Annotated in this window: 14 protein-coding genes and 3 tRNA genes; 14 read left to right on the top strand and 3 right to left on the bottom strand. The window is 68.4% G+C overall.

What is annotated here, in order from left to right; genetic code table 11:
* Together ABS41_RS05790 and ABS41_RS05785 are read left to right on the top strand one after the other, a co-directional pair.
* On the top strand, positions 1–3,729 hold the full coding sequence (locus ABS41_RS05790; RefSeq protein ID WP_290591819.1) for a PilC/PilY family type IV pilus protein: 3,729 nt from the start codon (positions 1–3) through the stop codon (positions 3,727–3,729).
* Positions 3,730–3,732: 3 nt separating this feature from the next.
* Entirely contained in the window at positions 3,733–4,143 is a 411-nt protein-coding gene (locus ABS41_RS05785; RefSeq protein ID WP_290591817.1) for a type IV pilin protein, read from the top strand.
* Between the two features lie 63 nt (positions 4,144–4,206).
* Here ABS41_RS05785 and ABS41_RS05780 read toward each other — a convergent pair.
* Together ABS41_RS05780 and ABS41_RS05775 are read right to left on the bottom strand one after the other, a co-directional pair.
* Positions 4,207–4,283 (bottom strand) — tRNA-Asn (locus ABS41_RS05780).
* A gap of 49 nt (positions 4,284–4,332) precedes the next feature.
* The gene (locus tag ABS41_RS05775) at positions 4,333–4,872 is read right to left on the bottom strand and encodes a GspH/FimT family pseudopilin (RefSeq protein WP_290591815.1); all 540 of its coding nucleotides are present in this window, start codon (positions 4,870–4,872) and stop codon (positions 4,333–4,335) included.
* Positions 4,873–5,020: 148 nt separating this feature from the next.
* On the opposite strand from ABS41_RS05775, the gene uvrB reads away from it, so the two are divergent.
* The 12 genes from uvrB to ABS41_RS05715 all read left to right on the top strand — a co-directional run bounded on the left by uvrB (position 5,021) and on the right by ABS41_RS05715 (position 15,308).
* Positions 5,021–7,024, top strand: coding sequence for an excinuclease ABC subunit UvrB (uvrB, locus tag ABS41_RS05770; RefSeq protein WP_290591813.1), 2,004 nt, complete (start codon positions 5,021–5,023; stop codon positions 7,022–7,024).
* Positions 7,025–7,096: 72 nt separating this feature from the next.
* On the top strand, positions 7,097–7,354 hold the full coding sequence (locus ABS41_RS05765) for a hypothetical protein (RefSeq protein ID WP_290591811.1): 258 nt from the start codon (positions 7,097–7,099) through the stop codon (positions 7,352–7,354).
* Positions 7,355–7,404: 50 nt separating this feature from the next.
* Positions 7,405–7,479 (top strand) — tRNA-Val (locus ABS41_RS05760).
* 265 nt (positions 7,480–7,744) lie between these two features.
* On the top strand, positions 7,745–9,652 hold the full coding sequence (gene thrS, locus ABS41_RS05755; protein WP_290591809.1) for a threonine--tRNA ligase: 1,908 nt from the start codon (positions 7,745–7,747) through the stop codon (positions 9,650–9,652).
* 37 nt (positions 9,653–9,689) lie between these two features.
* Positions 9,690–10,217 carry a translation initiation factor IF-3 gene (gene infC / locus ABS41_RS05750; RefSeq protein ID WP_290591892.1) on the top strand — a complete coding sequence of 176 codons (528 nt, stop codon included), beginning with the start codon at positions 9,690–9,692 and terminating at the stop codon, positions 10,215–10,217.
* A gap of 225 nt (positions 10,218–10,442) precedes the next feature.
* A complete protein-coding gene (gene rpmI / locus ABS41_RS05745) occupies positions 10,443–10,646 on the top strand; it encodes a 50S ribosomal protein L35 (protein WP_106990748.1) in 204 nt (67 codons plus the stop codon).
* An 11-nt stretch (positions 10,647–10,657) separates the two neighbouring features.
* Positions 10,658–11,017 (top strand): 50S ribosomal protein L20, encoded by a 360-nt coding sequence (rplT, locus tag ABS41_RS05740; RefSeq protein WP_290591806.1) that lies wholly within the window; start codon positions 10,658–10,660, stop codon positions 11,015–11,017.
* A 103-nt stretch (positions 11,018–11,120) separates the two neighbouring features.
* Entirely contained in the window at positions 11,121–12,146 is a 1,026-nt protein-coding gene (pheS, locus tag ABS41_RS05735) for a phenylalanine--tRNA ligase subunit alpha (protein WP_290591804.1), read from the top strand.
* Positions 12,143–14,512, top strand: a complete 2,370-nt coding sequence (pheT, locus tag ABS41_RS05730; protein ID WP_290591801.1) for a phenylalanine--tRNA ligase subunit beta — start codon at positions 12,143–12,145, stop codon at positions 14,510–14,512. The genes pheS and pheT overlap by 4 nt, the downstream gene beginning before the upstream one ends.
* Before the next feature lie 34 nt (positions 14,513–14,546).
* Positions 14,547–14,846, top strand: a complete 300-nt coding sequence (locus ABS41_RS05725; RefSeq protein ID WP_290591799.1) for an integration host factor subunit alpha — start codon at positions 14,547–14,549, stop codon at positions 14,844–14,846.
* Positions 14,827–15,183, top strand: coding sequence for a MerR family transcriptional regulator (locus ABS41_RS05720; RefSeq protein ID WP_034210355.1), 357 nt, complete (start codon positions 14,827–14,829; stop codon positions 15,181–15,183). The genes ABS41_RS05725 and ABS41_RS05720 overlap by 20 nt, the downstream gene beginning before the upstream one ends.
* 48 nt (positions 15,184–15,231) lie before the next feature.
* Positions 15,232–15,308: transfer RNA gene (locus tag ABS41_RS05715), tRNA-Pro, on the top strand.
* 89 nt (positions 15,309–15,397) lie between these two features.
* Here ABS41_RS05715 and ABS41_RS05710 read toward each other — a convergent pair.
* Positions 15,398–17,188: an acyl-CoA dehydrogenase C-terminal domain-containing protein gene (locus ABS41_RS05710; RefSeq protein WP_290591793.1), complete on the bottom strand. Its 1,791-nt coding sequence runs from the start codon at positions 17,186–17,188 to the stop codon at positions 15,398–15,400.
* Positions 17,189–17,200: the final 12 nt, after the last annotated feature.

Here is a 17,200-nt window from a genome sequence, read left to right as displayed (position 1 = left end):
ATGAATGCCAAGACTTCCAAGACGATGGGTCCCCGGATGGGCACGCTGGCCGCGTTCGCAGCGACCTTGCTCGCGCTGCCGGTCAGTTCGGCGCTCGCCCAGAGCTTCCCCGACTACCCGCTGCAGACCGGCGCGGGCAACGTCGAGCCCAACCTGATGTTCATCCTCGATGACTCGGGTTCGATGGCGTTCAACGACATGCCCAACCCGGACGTGCCGACGATCTGCCGGCGCTCTGGCACCAACTGCGCCAACCCGAGCAACAACATCACCGACCTCACGTACGTCGGCAATACGGTCTACTACAACCCGGCGACCACCTACCGCCCCTGGCAGAACGCCGACGGCTCGCTCATGACCGGCGGCATGACGATGAGCGGCGTGTTCGGCTCGTTCAACTTCGCCGGTGCCGGCTACGCCAACGGCGAGAGCGACCTGGTGGACCTGCGCAACGCCTCGAGTTGTGAGAATTACGACTACAACGGCAACAGCACCCAGGTTTGCGGCGGCCCGCAGGTGTTCCACGTGCCGAAGAACCTGGCCGACACGACCACCAACTACCTGCGCAACTCGGCGAACTACTGGCGCTACGAGATCCACCACGTGGGCAATACGCCCTACATCGTGCGCAGCGAGCTGGTGAACGGCGGCGGTGCGGGCGCGGCGCTGCCGCAGACCACGTATACCCGCACTGGTCTGAGCGGTGACAACAGCCACTACTTCAACTTGCCGGCGGGTGGAACCATCACCGCGACAACTTCCGGCGGGTCGAGCAATTTGAGGTTGCGCCTTTACAACCCCTCGGGTGACGCCGTTTGCGATCGTGACACGAACGGCACGGGCAAGACGTGCGAGGCGAACAATACGACTGCCGGCGACTGGCGGGTCCGGCTAACGGGCAACTACAGCAACGTAACCCTGACGGTGACCTACGGCCCCGGCCCCATCGGCTGCGGCACCACGGGCACCTGGGCCTGGGGCAACTGCACCCTGGTCAACACCATCGCCGGCCGTTCGGCGGCCGATGAGCTGATCAACTACGCCACCTGGTTCTCCTACCACCGCACCCGCATGAAGATCGCCAAGGCGGGCGCGAGCGAGGCGTTCAACCAGCTGGGCAACAACGTGCGCGTGGGCTACCGCACCATCTGGAACCGCAGCAATTTCCTGATCCCGGTCGGTGATGGCAACGACGGCAAGTTCGAGGGTGCGTCCCGCAACACCTGGTTCGCCCGCCTGTTCGGCGCGCGTGGCCAGAGCGGCACGCCGCTGCGCGCCGCGCTGTATGACACCGGCGAGTACTTCAGCCGCAATGATGCCGCGGGCCCCTACGGTCCCGCCGCGACGGATGACCAGCTCGAGTGCCGCCAGAACTTCGCCATCCTGACCACCGACGGTTACTGGAACGGCAGCATCGGCACGCGCACCATCGGCGACCAGGACGGCCAGTCCGGCCTGGCGATCTACAACCCGGCCGACGAAACGACGGCGATCCGCTACACGCGCGCCCATCCGTTCCGCGACACCAACAGCGGCACCAACTACAGCAACACCCTCGCCGACGTGGCGATGAAGTACTGGAAGACCGACCTGCGGCCCGACCAGGACAACATCATCCCGACCAGCGCCGACAACCCGGCCTTCTGGCAGCACATGGTCACCTTCGGCATCTCGATCGGCCTGAAGGGCACGCTCGACCAGACCTCGGTCTCGCAGGTGCTTCGTGACGGCCGTCCGCGTCGTGGCGGCACCAACGTCGACTGGCCGGATCCGACCGATGCCGAGAACGCCGAGCGCATCGACGACCTGCTGCATGCGGCGGTCAATGGTCGCGGCGACTTCATCGCCGCCACCAGTGCCGACCGCTTCCGCGAGGCGATCACCAGCGTGCTCGGCCTGATCCAGGCGCGCCTGGCCTCGGGCTCCAACGTGGCGACCAACAGCTCCACCTTCCAGTCCGACACCCGCATGTACCAGGCGACCTATCGCTCGGGCATCTGGACGGGCGACCTGGTGGCCCGCGACGTTACCGCCGTCGGCGGCATCTCGAGCAACGAGGCCTGGCGCGTCAGCTCGCGCATCGCGGCGACCTACGCCGATGCGCAGACCGCCAACGACTACCACAACCGCACCGTGCTGACCTGGAACGGCACGGCCGGCGCGGCTTTCCCGACCGGCACCCAGTCCGGGCTGCTCGCGCGCAACTCGGGCGCCGCCGTCGTGACCGGCGCCGACAACGCCATGTACATCCGCGGCAGGCAGACGCAGGAACTCTCTGCTGGCGGCGTGCTGCGCAACCGCAGCTCGGTGCTCGGCGACATCATCAACTCGTCGCCGGTCTATACCCGCGACACCGAGATGATCTACGTCGGCGCCAACGACGGCATGCTGCACGCCATCGACGCGCTCACCGGCAACGTGCGCTTCTCCTACGTGCCCGCCGGCATCAACTGGAGCAAGCTCAACTCGATTTCCGACCCGGCGTATACCCACGGCTTCTTCGTGGACGGCCCGGTGGCGCTCTCGACCTTCCGCCTGCAGGCCGGCACCAACTACCTGGTCGGCACCCTGGGTCGCGGCGGCAAGGGCGCCTTCGGCCTCAACGTCAGCACGCCCACCAACTTCGTGGCCGGCAACGTGCTCTGGGACCACACGGCCGCCAATGACAACGACATGGGCTACGTGCTGGGCCTGCCGCTGATCGTCAAGGGCAACAACGACGTCATCCTGGCCATCGTGCCCAACGGCATCGACAGCACCAGCGGTCGCGCCGTGCTCTACATCTACAACATGCTCACCGGTGCCCAGATCGCCAAGATCACGGCCAGCACGGGCACGGGCAACGGCCTGTCGTCGCCTCGCGCGGCCGACATCAACGCCGACGGCAAGGTCGACTACGTCTACGCGGGCGACCTGCAGGGCAACCTGTGGAAGTTCGACCTCACTTCGAGCAATCCGAACGAGTGGGGCGTGTCGTTCAGCGGTTCGCCGCTGATCGTGGCCACCGATTCCGGCGGCAACCGCCAGCCGATCACCGGTGGCCTGGCCCTGGCCCGCGATACCGGCTACTCGCGCGTCTGGGTCAACTTCGGTACCGGCAAGCTGATCAGCTTCAGCGACCTGTCCTCGACCTCCATGCAGTCCTGGTACGGCGTGATCGACGAGGGCGCGGCCATAACCAACGGCCGCTCCGACCTGGTCGTGCGCCAGATCGCGCAGGTCGGCACGCTGGCCGACGGCCGCACGGTGCGCGCCTTCGAGGCGTACTCCGCGCTGCCCGCCGGCAAGCGTGGCTGGGTGGTCGACCTGGGCAATCCGACGCCGGGCGAGCGCATCGTGAGCGGACCGCGCATCAACGGCCGCGCGGCGTTCGTCTCGAGCGTCATTCCGTCCGAGGGCAACGGCTGCGAGGCCGGCGGCGCGGGCTTCCTGAACGCGATCGATGTGTTCACCGGCACCAGTCCGTCCAACCCGAGCGGCAACGGTTCCTCGTCGTTCTTCGACCTCGATGGCAGCGGCGACGGCGGCAACGACACCATCGGCGCCAATGGCCTGCCGATCGGTTCGATCGACCCGGGCGTGGGCATGCCCACCGAGTCGGCCCAGATCGACAACCTGATCATCGTCTGCGGTTCCAACGGCCAGTGCACCACGGTGCCGGGCTCGCCGCAGACCGGCGACATCGAAGCGCAACGCCTGCAGTGGCGCGAAATCATCAGAGAGGACTGATCCATGCACCAGCGCAAGGCAAAAGGCTTCACGCTGATCGAGCTGATGATCGCCGTGGCGATCATCGCGATCCTGGCCGCGATCGCCTACCCGGCGTACATCAACCACACCGTCAACACCCGGCGGGCGGCGGCCACGGCCTGCCTGACCGAGGCGGCGCAGTTCATGGAGCGGTACTACACCACCAACATGACCTACGTCGGTGCCGCGCTCCCCGACCTCGGGTGCGCGGACGAACTCTCGCCGTTCTACACCTTCGCCCTGGTGGGGGCGCCGACCGCCACGGCCTACAGCCTGTCGGCCGCGCCCCGGGGGCAGCAGGCCTCCAGGGACACGAAGTGCGGCACCCTGGGTCTGAACCAGGTCGGTTCGCAGAGTGCCTCGGGCTCGGGCGGCGTGGGCCAGTGCTGGTAGGACCCGACGCGGTCCCGGAAAAAGAAAAAGGCTCGCATCGCTGCGAGCCTTTTTCATTTCATCTGGCGCCCGAAGTTGGACTCGAACCAACGACCCCCTGATTAACAGTCAAGTGCTCTAACCGGCTGAGCTATTCGGGCGGGGACGGGCATTTTAAACGACAACGCCCCCCGGTCAAGCCCGGCGGGCTCAGGGTGCGTAGGGGCAGGGCGGCGCTGGATCGGCCGGGGCGCGCTCGCTGCGCGTCCTTCCGGCGATGTTGACCACCACGCTGCCCAGCAGGCGCCCGTCGCGGCTGCAGAGCCGCAGGCTGGTGTTGTTGCCGCCCGACAGGCCCGTGGGCTGGTAGCGCACGCGGTGCCGGCCCGCCGTGCCGCGGATGGCGATGGCCCCGGGGTCGCGCCGCTCGACCCAGAGGATGTCCTCCGGCCGCGCCGGCTGCGGCAGCCGCTGCGGATCGGCATACACCAGCCAGCCCTCGTCCCAGACCAGGTCCAGGCGGCAGCGGCTGCCGTCGGCGCTGGGGCAGACGCTGACCGGGCGCCCGCGCTGGATGGCGGCCATGCGCGCCTGAGCCAGCGCCACCGTGAGGCCGTGGAATCGCGCCAGCGCGGCCTGGGCCTCGGCCAGGGTGCGCAGGGAGGGCAGGGCCAGGCCGAGCACGACCGCCAGCACGGCTACCGTGGCCATCAGTTCCACCAGCGTGAATCCCCCGCGCCTGCCGGCCATGCCCCGCCCTCCGTCCTGCGACGCGGGCAGTCTCCGGCGGCGCGGCGGGCGGCCCCATCGGCGTTCCGCCCGGCGCGGCACGGACATCGTCGCGGGCCCTTGTCGGCGGCTGGCTATACTGCCCGTTTGCCCCTGCTGGACGCCCCCGATGTCCGAACGCTTCCAGATCGTCTCGCCCTACCAGCCCGCCGGCGACCAGCCGCAGGCCATCAAGCGCCTGGTCGAGGGCTTCGAGTCCGGCCTCGCGCACCAGACCCTGCTGGGCGTCACCGGCTCGGGCAAGACCTTCACCATCGCCAACGTCATCGAGGCGGTGCAGAAGCCCACCCTGGTGATGGCGCCGAACAAGACCCTGGCCGCCCAGCTCTACGGCGAGTTCAAGAGCTTCTTCCCCAACAACGCGGTCGAGTACTTCGTCAGCTACTACGACTACTACCAGCCCGAGGCCTACATCCCGAGCACCGACACCTTCATCGAGAAGGACAGCAACATCAACGAGCACATCGAGCAGATGCGCCTGTCGGCGACCAAGGCCCTGCTCGAGCGCCGCGACGCGATCGTGGTGGCCTCGGTGTCGGCGATCTACGGCCTGGGCGACCCGAACGAGTACTTCCGGATGGTGCTGCACCTGGTCAAGGGCGACCGCATCGACCAGCGCGAGCTGATCCGCCGCCTGACCGAGATGCAGTACAGCCGCAACGACACCGAGCTGGTGCGCGGCACCTTCCGCGTGCGCGGCGAGGTGGTGGACGTGCACCCCGCCGAGTCGGAAATCGAGGCCATCCGCATCGAGCTCTTCGACGGCGAGATCGAGAACCTGTCGATGTTCGACCCGCTCACCGGCCACCTGAGCCGCAGGCTGCCGCGCTTCACGCTCTACCCCAAGTCGCACTACGTCACCACGCGCCGCACCGTGCTCGAGGCCATCGAGACCATCAAGGCCGAGTTCACCGAGCGCATGGAGCAGCTGTACAAGGCCAACAAGCTGCTCGAGGCCCAGCGCCTGCAGCAGCGCACCATGTACGACATCGAGATGATGGCCGAGGTGGGCTTTTGCTCGGGCATCGAAAACTACAGCCGGCACCTGACGGGCCAGATGCCCGGCGAGCCGCCGCCCTGCCTGTTCGACTACCTGCCGCCGGACGCGCTGCTGGTGGTGGACGAGTCGCACGTCACCGTCCCGCAGATCGGCGCGATGTACAAGGGCGACCGCTCGCGCAAGGAAACCCTGGTCGAGTTCGGCTTCCGCCTGCCTTCGGCGCTGGACAACCGGCCGCTGAAGTTCGAGGAATGGGAGCGCCGCTCGCCGCGCTCGATCTTCGTCTCGGCCACGCCGGGCAAGTACGAGCTGGAGAAGTCCGGCGAGCAGGTGGTCGAACTGGTCGTGCGCCCCACCGGCCTGGTCGACCCGCAGGTCGAGGTGAGGCCCGTGGCCACCCAGGTGGACGACGTGCTCTCGGAGATCCACGAGCGCGTGAAGCTCGGCGACCGCGTGCTGATCACCACGCTCACCAAGAAGATGGCCGAGAACCTCACCGACTACCTGGCCGAGCACGACGTGAAGGTGCGCTACCTGCACAGCGACGTGGACACCGTCGAGCGCGTGGAGATCATCCGCGACCTGCGCCTGGGCGTGTTTGACGTGCTGGTGGGCATCAACCTGCTGCGCGAGGGCCTGGACATGCCCGAGGTGTCGCTGGTGGCCATCCTCGACGCCGACAAGGAGGGCTTCCTGCGCTCGACCGGTTCGCTGATCCAGACCATCGGCCGCGCCGCCCGCAACCTGCGCGGCAAGGCCATCCTCTACGCCGACCGCATCACGCCCTCGATGAAGGCGGCCATGGACGAGACCGACCGCCGCCGCCAGAAGCAGGTCGAGTACAACCAGGCCCACGGCATCACCCCCAAGTCGGTGGTGCGCGCGGTGATGGACGTGATGGAAGGCGCCCGCGCCGAGCCCGGCGACGCCCGGGGCCGCAAGGTGGCCGAGGGCGGCGCCGACTACGCCGCGCTCGACCCGGCCCAGCTGGCGGCCCGGCTCAGGCGGCTCGAGGCGAAGATGCACCAGCACGCCCGCGACCTGGAGTTCGAGGAGGCCGCCAAGGTCCGCGACGAGATCCATCGCTTGCGGGAGCAGGGCCTGATGGCCTGAGCCGGCCCGGCTTGCATTACTTCTGGCAGGGGGGTAGAAGAGCGTAACGACGGGAGGGGAGGGGAACCCACCATGTCCACGCTGGGATTCAGGGGCCTGCTGGCCGGGATGTTCGCGATGTCGCTGGGGCTGCTGGCCGGCGCCAGCCAGGGTGCCCAGGCCTGGGAAGAAGCCGGTGCCTATGCGCCCGCCGACGAGGGGCCGGGCCTGCTCGACCACGCCCGCGCCCGGGCCTGCGCCATCAGCCAGGGCCTGTCGGTCCGCAACGAGCGCGAGTCGGCCGAACGGCGCCGGCACGACTGCAACCGCCGCCACGGCATCGACGACTGACGCGGGCGTTGTCGGCCGCGGGGCCGCTTGTTATACTTCGCGGCCCTTGCGGGCGGTTAGCTCAGCGGTAGAGCACTACCTTGACATGGTAGGGGTCACAGGTTCGAACCCTGTACCGCCCACCATCCCACTGCGGTGGTATGGAAAAAGTAAGGAAAACCCGTCGAAGCCGCCTCCGGGCGGCTTCCGCGTTTCCGGGCCCGGCGTTGACTTGGGCAGGGCCCCGGCCTACCTTTGTGGCCGTACCCACGGATGAAGGTGGCCCCGGGAAACCGGCGTCGAGCGTGCGACATGAGCACTACCACGGCCCGATAGACGAACTGCCAGGCTTCGCATCCGCGAGGGCGCCTGGCGCCCTTTTTTGTTGCCCGCGATCCACCCCCGGACCCCATGATCAACATCACGCTCCCCGACGGCAGCCGCCGCCCCTTCGACAACCCGGTCACCGTCGCCGAGGTCGCCGCCTCGATCGGCGCCGGCCTGGCCAAGGCCGCGCTCGGCGGCAAGGTCGACGGCAAGCTCGTCGACGCCAGCTACCGCATCGAAAACGACGCCTCGCTCGAGATCGTCACCGACAAGCACCCCGACGCCCTGGACGTGCTTCGCCACTCCACCGCGCACCTGCTGGCCCAGGCCGTGCAGCGCCTCTACCCCGGCGCGCAGGTCACCATCGGCCCGGTCATCGACAACGGCTTCTACTACGACTTCGCCTACGAGCGCCCGTTCACGCCCGAGGACCTGCCGGCCATCGAGGCCGAGATGCTCAAGATCGTCAAGGAAGCCCTGCCGGTCACGCGCCGCGAGATGTCGCGCGACGAGGCCGTGGCCTTCTTCCGCGGCCTGGGCGAGCACTACAAGGCCGAGATCATCGAGTCGATCCCGGCCAACGAGGCGCTGTCGCTGTACTCGCAGGGCGAGTTCACCGACCTGTGCCGCGGCCCGCACGTGCCGGGCACCGACAAGCTGCGCGCGTTCAAGCTGATGAAGGTGGCCGGCGCCTACTGGCGCGGCGACCACAACAACGCGATGCTCAGCCGCATCTACGGCACCGCGTGGCTCAACGACAAGGACCTCAAGGCCTACCTGCACCAGCTGGAGGAGGCCGAGAAGCGCGACCACCGCAAGATCGCCAGGCAGCTCGACCTGTTCCACATCCAGGAAGAGGCGCCGGGCCTGGTGTTCTGGCACCCCAAGGGCTGGCAGCTGTGGCAGGTGGTGGAGCAGTACATGCGCCGCGTCTACCGCGCCTCGGGCTACCAGGAAGTGCGCTGCCCGCAGATCCTCGATGTTTCCCTCTGGAAGAAGTCCGGCCACTGGGACAACTACAAGGAGAACATGTTCTTCACCGAGTCGGAGAAGCGCACCTACGCGCTCAAGCCGATGAACTGCCCCGGCCACGTGCAGGTGTTCAACCAGGGCCTGCACAGCTACCGCGACCTGCCGATCCGCTACGGTGAGTTCGGCGCCTGCCACCGCAACGAGCCCTCGGGCGCGCTGCACGGCATCCTGCGCGTGCGCGGCTTCACCCAGGACGACGGCCACGTGTTCTGCACCGAGGACCAGATCGAGTCCGAGGTCACCGCCTTCCACCGCCAGGCCCTGGAGGTGTACGAGGACTTCGGCTTCCAGGACGTGCAGATCAAGATCGCCCTGCGCCCCGACAACCGCCTGGGCGACGACGCCACCTGGGACAAGGCCGAGGGCGCCCTGCGCGCCGCCCTGTCGGCCTGCGGCGTGGCCTGGGAGGAGCTGCCGGGCGAGGGCGCCTTCTACGGCCCCAAGATCGAGTACCACCTGCGCGACGCCATCGGCCGCACCTGGCAGCTGGGCACCATGCAGGTCGACTTCATGATGCCGGGCCGCCTGGGCGCCGAGTACGTGGACGAGCACAGCCAGCGCCGGCAGCCGGTCATGCTGCACCGCGCCATCGTGGGCTCCATGGAGCGCTTCATCGGCATCCTGATCGAGAACCATGCCGGCGCCTTCCCGGCCTGGCTGGCCCCGGTCCAGGCCGTGGTGCTCAACATCACCGACGCCCAGGCGGACTGGGTCGAGGAGGTCCGGAAAACCCTTGCGAATCAAGGGGTCCGGGTCCAGGCCGATTTGCGGAACGAGAAGATCGGCTATAAAATCCGCGAGCACACGCTGCAGAAGATCCCGTACTTGCTGGTGGTCGGAGACCGCGAGAAGGAGAATGGGATGATCGCGGTGCGCACGCGCTCGGGGGAGGACTTGGGTACCATGACGGTCGACGCCTTCCTCGCAAAGCTGCGTGCGGAGAGCGGCCCGGTCGCCTGAGTGCGGCCGGTACATCACCCCAACAGGAATCAAGCGAATCAACAGCGCAACCACTGAAAAGCGTAACCGCAAGAACCTCGAGATCCGCGTGCCGCGCGTGCGCGTGATTGGCCTCGACGGCGAGATGATCGGCGTGCTCACGCGCGACGAAGCCCTTGCCATGGCCGAGGATGCGGGCGTGGACCTGGTCGAGATCCAGCCCACCGCCGAGCCGCCGGTCTGCCGGATCATGGATTTCGGCAAGTACATGTTCGACCTGCAGAAGAAGGCGAATGCGGCCAAGAAGAAGCAGAAGGTCGTCGAGATCAAGGAACTCAAGTTCCGCCCGACCACCGACGATGGCGACTACAACATCAAGCTGCGCAACCTCCGCCGGTTCCTGGAGGAGGGCGACAAGGTGAAGGTCAACATCCGCTTCAAGGGCCGCGAGATGGCCCACCAGGAGCTGGGCCTCGAGATGGCCAAGCGCATCGAGGCCGACCTGGGCGACGAAGTGGTCATCGAGCAGCGTCCCCGCCTCGAGGGCCGCCAGATGATCATGATGGTCGCGCCCAAGAAGAAATAAGCCCCGCCTACCCAAGGCGTTGGTTTTGTTGCATAATTCGCGGCTCGCCGGCTTTCCGGCGGGTTCCCGGTGCGGCATCCGGGCCCGGTCCATCGGGCGAAGTCGTTATGGACCTGTCCTTGGTTTCGTTTGGAATCAAGGACTTACAAGCCGGCACGGGCAGGACGGAAAGCGTGGCGCAAGCCACCGCCCAGGCCAGTAACCAAGACCCAAAAGGGATTTCCCATGGCCAAGACCAAGATCAAGACCAATCGGGCGGCCGCCAAGCGCTTCCGGAAGACCGCTTCCGGCAAGTACAAGGCTGGCCACGCCAACCGTAGCCACATCCTCACCAAGAAGGCGACCAAGCGGAAGCGCAACCTGCGGCAGACGAACCATGTTCGTGCCGAGGACGCGGGCCGTCTGGACCGCATGCTGCCGTACCTCTGAGGAGATAAGACATGGCACGAGTCAAGCGTGGTGTCACGGCGCGCCGCCGTCACAAGAAGATCATCAAGCTCGCGAAGGGTTACTACAACGCCCGCCGCAAGGTTTTCCGCGTAGCCAAGCAGGCCGTCACCAAGGCCCAGCAGTACGCCTACATCGGTCGCAAGCAGAAGAAGCGCCAGTTCCGCAGCCTGTGGATCGTGCGCATCAACGCCGCGGCCCGCATGCACGGCCTGAGCTACAGCCGCTTCATGAACGGCCTGCTGAAGGCGAACATCACCATCGACCGCAAGTCGCTGGCTGACATCGCCATCCACGATCCGGCCGCTTTTGGCGCGATCGCCGAGCAGGCCAAGCGCGCTCTCGCGGCGTAAGGCCAAAGCCTGCGGCGGCCAGCCGCACGCAGGCGGCATCGAAGTGGGGAAGGGCGAGAGTCCTTCCCCATTTTGTTTTCTGGACCCGGAAGACGAGCCGAGAATGTCCGACATCGAATCCCTGACCCGCTCGGCCCTGGCCGAGGTCGAAGCCGCCGCCAGCCTCGAGGCGCTGGACGCCCTGCGCGTCTCGCTGCTGGGCAAGAGCGGCACCATCACCGGCCAGCTCAAGCAGCTCGGCGCCCTGGCCCCGGAGGAGCGCAAGCTCGCCGGCGAGGCGGTGAACCGCGCCAAGGACGCGCTGGCGGCCGCGATCGCCGCGCGCAAGTCGGCGCTGGAGGAGGCCGCGCTGGCAGCGCGCCTGGCCAGCGAGCGCATCGACGTGAGCCTGCCCGGCCGCGGCGGCGCCGTGGGCAACCTGCACCCGGTGTCGCGCACGCTCGAGCGCATCACCGACATCTTCGCGCGCCTGGGCTACCAGCTGGCCGACGGCCCGGAGATCGAGGACGACTTCCACAACTTCGAGGCGCTCAATTTCCCGCCGCACCACCCGGCGCGCGCGATGCACGACACCTTCTACATGCGTGCCGATCAATGCGGCGACGGCCGCCTGCTGCGCACGCATACCTCGGGCGTGCAGGTGCGCTTCATGCAGCGCGCCGCGGCCGAGAAGAGCGGCCCGCCGCTGCGCATGATCGCCGCCGGCAAGGTCTACCGCAGCGACTCCGACCAGACCCACACGCCGATGTTCCACCAGATCGAAGGCCTGCTGGTGGACGAGACCTCCAGCTTCGCCGACCTCAAGGGCACGCTGGCCGAGTTCGTGCGCGCCTTCTTCGAGCGCGATTTCGAGATGCGCTTCCGCCCCAGCTACTTCCCCTTCACCGAGCCCTCGGCCGAGGTGGACATCGCCTGGCAGCAGCCCGATGGCGGCACGCGCTGGCTCGAGGTGCTGGGCTGCGGCATGGTGCATCCGAACGTGCTGCGCGCCTGCGGCATCGACCCGGAGAAGTACACCGGCTTCGCCTTCGGCCTGGGCGTGGAGCGCTTCGCCATGCTGCGCTACGGCGTCAACGACCTGCGCAGCTTCTTCGAGAACGACGGCCGTTTCCTGAGGCAGTTCGCATGAAATTCCCCGAAAACTGGCTGCGCGAGCACGTCGCCACCACCGCCTCGCGCGACGAGCTCGCCGCGCGCCTGACCGCCATCGGCCTCGAGGTCGAGGACCTGCAGCCGCTGGGCGAGGGCCTGGACGGCGTGGTCGTGGCCGAGATCCTCTCGTGCGAGAAGCACCCCGAGGCCGACCGCCTGCAGGTGTGCCAGGTCGCCACCGGCGCCGGCACGGTGCAGATCGTCTGCGGCGCGCCGAACGCGCGCGCCGGCCTGAAGGCCCCGCTGGCCCAGGTGGGCGCGAACCTGCCGGGCGGCATCGCCATCAAGGCCGCCAAGCTGCGCGGCGTGGAGTCGCAGGGCATGCTGTGCTCGGCCAGGGAACTGGGCGTGGACGCCGACGCCTCCGGCCTGCTCGAACTGCCGGCCGACGCGCCGGTGGGCCAGCCCATCTCCGCCTTCCTGGGCCTGCCCGACGCCAGCTTCGAGCTCAAGCTCACGCCCAACCGCGCCGATTGCTTCAGCGTGCGCGGCATCGCCTTCGACGTCGCCGCCACCACCGGCGAGCAGGTGGTGCCGATGGCCATCCCGGAAGCCACCGTCGCCAGCGCGGCGAAGTTCGAGGTGATGCTGGGCGCCGGCGCCGACTGCCCGCGCTACTGCGGCCGCGTCATCGAGGGCGTGGATGCCCGCGCGCGTTCGCCGCTGTGGCTCACCGAGCGCCTCAAGCGCAGCGGCCTGCGCCCGATCAGCCCGCTGGTGGACATCACCAACTACGTGATGCTCGAGCTCGGCCAGCCGATGCACGCCTTCGACGCCGACACGCTCAAGGGCCCGGTCGGCGTGCGCCGCGCCCGCGCCGGCGAGACGCTCAAGCTGCTCGACGAGCGAGAGGTGGCGCTGGACGAAGGCTTCCTGGCCATCACCGACGGAGACCGCCCGGTGGCCCTGGCCGGCGTGATGGGTGGCTTCGAGACCCGCGTCACCGACGCCACCACGCGCGTGTTCCTCGAGAGCGCGCACTTCGCGCCGGACGTGATCATCGGCCGCGCGCGCAAGCTGGGCATGCACACCGACGCCTCGCACCGCTTCGAGCGCGGCGTCGACCCGGAGCTGCCGCGCCTGGCGCTCGAGCGCGCCACCGCGCTGGTGCTGGAGATCATGGGCGGGCAGGCCGGCGCCATCACCGAGGCCGTGCTGCCCGAGCACCTGCCCCGGCCGGCGGCCGTGTCGCTGCGCCGCGAGCGCCTGCGCCGCGTGCTGGGCGTGTCGGTGGCCGATGCCGAGGTCGAGCGCATCCTGCGCGCCCTGGGCATGCAGGTGGAGGCGACGGCCGAGGGCTGGCGCGTGCTGCCGCCGAGCCGCCGCTTCGACATCGCCATCGAGGAAGACCTCGTTGAAGAGGTCGCGCGCATCCACGGCTACGAGCGCATCCCCACCACCACGCCCACCGGCGAGGTGCGCCTGGTGGCGCCCAGCGAAACCCGCGTGTCCGAGGCCGTGCTGCGCCGCCAGCTGGCCGGCCGCGATTTCCTCGAGGCCATCAACTACGCCTTCCTCGACGCCGACACGCTCGCCACCTGGCAGCTGCAGGACGGCGCCGTGGCCCTGGCCAACCCGCTGACCGCCGAGCTGGGCGTGATGCGCACCGCGCTGCTGCCGGGCCTGGTTTCGGCGCTCGGGCGCAACCAGGCGCACCAGCAGAAGCGCGTGCGCCTGTTCGAGCTGGGCAAGGTCTTCCACCTGGCCGAGGGCGCCCCGCGCGAGACCCCGCGCATCGCCGCCGTGGCCTGCGGCCCCCAGGCCCGCGAACAGTGGGCCCAGGACGAACGCGAAGTCGATTTCTACGACCTCAAGGCCGAGGTCGAGGGCCTGCTGGCCCTGGCCGGCGTGGAGGGCGAGTTCCGCCCGGACGACAGCCCCTGGGGCCACCCGGGCCGCAGCGCCTCGGTCTGGCGCGACGGCCGGCGCATCGGCTGGGTCGGCCACCTGCACCCGCGCCTGGCCCGCGCGCTGGACCTGGACGGCGAGGTGGTGGGCTTCGAGCTCGACCTCGAGCCCCTGGCCACCCGGGCCGTACCCCGGGCCAGGGAGCTTTCGCGCTTCCCGTCCGTCCGCCGGGATATCGCGCTCGTCGTCCCGGAATCGACCCCGTGGGCGGCCCTCCAGGCCAGCCTCAAGGCCGCCCTGGGCCCGCTGCTGCGCGAGGTGGTGCTGTTCGACCGCTACGTCGGACCGGGCCTAGAGAGCGGCTCAAAGAGTCTGGCTATGGGCTTGATTCTGCAGGACGTTTCACGCACCCTAACTGACCGCGACGCCGACCAGGCCGTGGCCACCGCCCTCGGGGCGCTGGACAGGGACTGTGGTGCGCGGTTGCGGTCATGAGGTACGCCGGCAACGGCGGGTTACAGGGGATGTTATGGCACTGACCAAGGCCGAAATGGCCGAACGCCTGTTCGAGGAAGTTGGCTTGAACAAGCGCGAGGCCAAGGAATTCGTGGACTCCTTCTTCGACGTGTTGCGGGAGGCGCTGGAGCGTGGGCAGCAGGTAAAGCTGTCGGGCTTCGGCAACTTCGACCTGCGCCAGAAGAACCAGCGTCCCGGCCGCAACCCCAAGACCGGCGAGGAGATTCCCATCTCCGCGCGCACCGTCGTGACCTTCCGTCCGGGACAGAAGCTCAAGGAGCGCGTGGAAGCCTATGCTGGATCCAGGCAGTAACAGGGAACTCCCGCCGATCCCGGCCAAGCGCTACTTCACCATCGGTGAGGTCAGCGAGCTGTGCGACGTCAAGCCGCACGTGCTGCGCTACTGGGAAACGGAGTTCACCAGCCTCAAGCCGGTCAAGCGCCGGGGCAACCGGCGCTATTACCAGCGCCACGACGTGCTGATGATCCGCCAGATCCGCGGCCTGCTCTACGAGCAGGGCTACACCATCTCCGGCGCGCGCCAGCGCCTGGAAGGCGAGGCCGGCCGGGTCGAAACCAGCATGTCGGCGCAGATCGTCAAGCAGGTGCGCATGGAGCTCGAAGAAGTCCTCCAGCTGCTCCGCCGCTGAGGCTTTTTTGCGTATAATCGCCAGCCCGGCTCCGGCCGGGACACGAATCGGGGCGTAGCGCAGCCTGGTAGCGCACTAGCATGGGGTGCTAGGGGTCGTGAGTTCGAATCTCACCGTCCCGACCAATTCGTGGGGCCTGGCCCGATCCCCGGGGCCGGCGCAAAGAAGAAGCCCGCCAATCGGCGGGCTTCGTCGTTTCAGGCAGCAGCGCGGCTCAGCTGTCGAAGTTCGCCGCGTCCAGGCCCAGCAGGTTGGCCGCGCCGCTGCGCATGGCCGCCGCGTGCGCCTGGGTGCGCGGCAGGATGCGGGCGAAGTAGAACCGCGCCGTCTCGCGCTTGGCCGCCTTGAAGGCCTCCGGGTGGTTGCCGGCCTCGGCCACCGCCACCGCGCGCGCCCACCAGTAGGCCAGGGCCACGTAGCCCGAGTAGAACAGGTAGTCCACCGAGGCCGCGCCCACTTCCTCGGCGTTGGCTGTGGCCTTCTTGCCCACTTCCATCGTCAGTTCGCCCCACTGCTTGGCCACCTCGGCCAGCGGCAGCACGAACTCGGTGAGCGAGGCGTCCTTGGCGTGGGTGGTGCAGAAGGCCTGGATCATCTTCAGGAACATCTGCAGGCCGGCGCCCTGCAGCTGCATGGTCTTGCGGCCCAGCAGGTCGAGCGCCTGGATGCCGGTGGTGCCTTCGTAGATGGTGGTGATGCGGGCATCGCGCGCCAGCTGCTCCATGCCCCACTCGCGCACGTAGCCGTGGCCGCCGAACACCTGCAGCGCGTGGTAGGTGCACTCGTTGCCCCACTCGGTGAGCATGCCCTTGACGATGGGGGTGAGGAAACCGAGCAGGGTGTCGGCGTCCTTGCGCTCGTTCTCGTCGGCGGCGCGTTCGATCACGTCCACCAGCGTGGCGGCGTGCAGCGCGAGCATGCGGCTGCCTTCGGCCAGCGACTTGCAGGTGAGCAGCATGCGCCGGATGTCCGGGTGCACGATCAGCGGGTCGGCCGGCTTGCCCGGCTCCTTCGCGCCCGAGAGCGAGCGGCCCTGCAGGCGGTCGCGGGCGTAGGCCAGCGCGTTCTGGTAGCTGCGGTCGATCAGGGCCAGGCCCTGCAGGCCCACGGCCAGGCGCGCGGTGTTCATCATGGTGAACATCGCATTGAGGCCCTTGTTCGGCTGGCCGATCAGGTAGCCCTGGGCGCCGTCGAAGTTCATCACGCAGGTGGCCGAACCGTGGATACCCATCTTGTGCTCGATCGAACCGCAGCGCAGGGCGTTGCGCTCGCCCACGGTGCCGTCGCGCGCGGTGCGAAGCTTGGGCACGATGAACAGCGAGATGCCCTTGGTGCCCGCCGGCGCGTCCGGCAGGCGCGCCAGCACCAGGTGCACGATGTTGTCGGTGAAGTCGTGCTCGCCGCCGGTGATGAAGATCTTGGTGCCGGTGATGGCGTAGGTGCCGTCTTCGCGGGGCTCGGCCTTGGTCTTGAGCAGGCCCAGGTCGGAGCCGCAGTGCGGCTCGGTCAGGCACATCGTGCCGGTCCACTGGCCGGAGATGATGGGCTTGAGGAAGACCTCCTGCTGCCAGGCCTCGCCGTGGTGCTTGAGCGCCTCGGTGGCGCCGTGCGAGAGCAGCGGGTAGTTGCCCCAGCTCAGGCAGGCGGCGTCGATCATTTCCTTGAGCGCGGCGCCGAAGCTTTCCGGCAGCGCCTGGCCGCCGAACTGCTCGGGCGCGGTGAGCGCGGTCCAGCCGCCTTCGACGAACTGCGCGTAGGCTTCCTTGTAACCCGGCGGCGTCTTCACGCTGCCGGTGGCCTTGTCGAACTCGCAGCCGTGTTCGTCGCCGACCGAATTGAGCGGGGCCAGCACGGTTTCATTGAAGCGCGCGGCTTCCTCCATCACGGCGTCGAGCAGGTCGCGCTGGGCGTGCTCGATGCCCAGCTTCGCGTAGAGCTTGTCGGCTTCGATGACGTCGTAGAGCGCGAACTTCATGTCGCGCACGGGGGCGGTGTAGCGGTTCATGCAGGGAGGTCC

Source organism: Arenimonas sp. SCN 70-307 (assembly GCF_001724815.1).
Lineage (GTDB): Bacteria > Pseudomonadota > Gammaproteobacteria > Xanthomonadales > Xanthomonadaceae > Arenimonas.
Note: the sequence above shows the minus strand (reverse complement) of the source record. Positions and strands in the feature narration are given on the sequence as shown.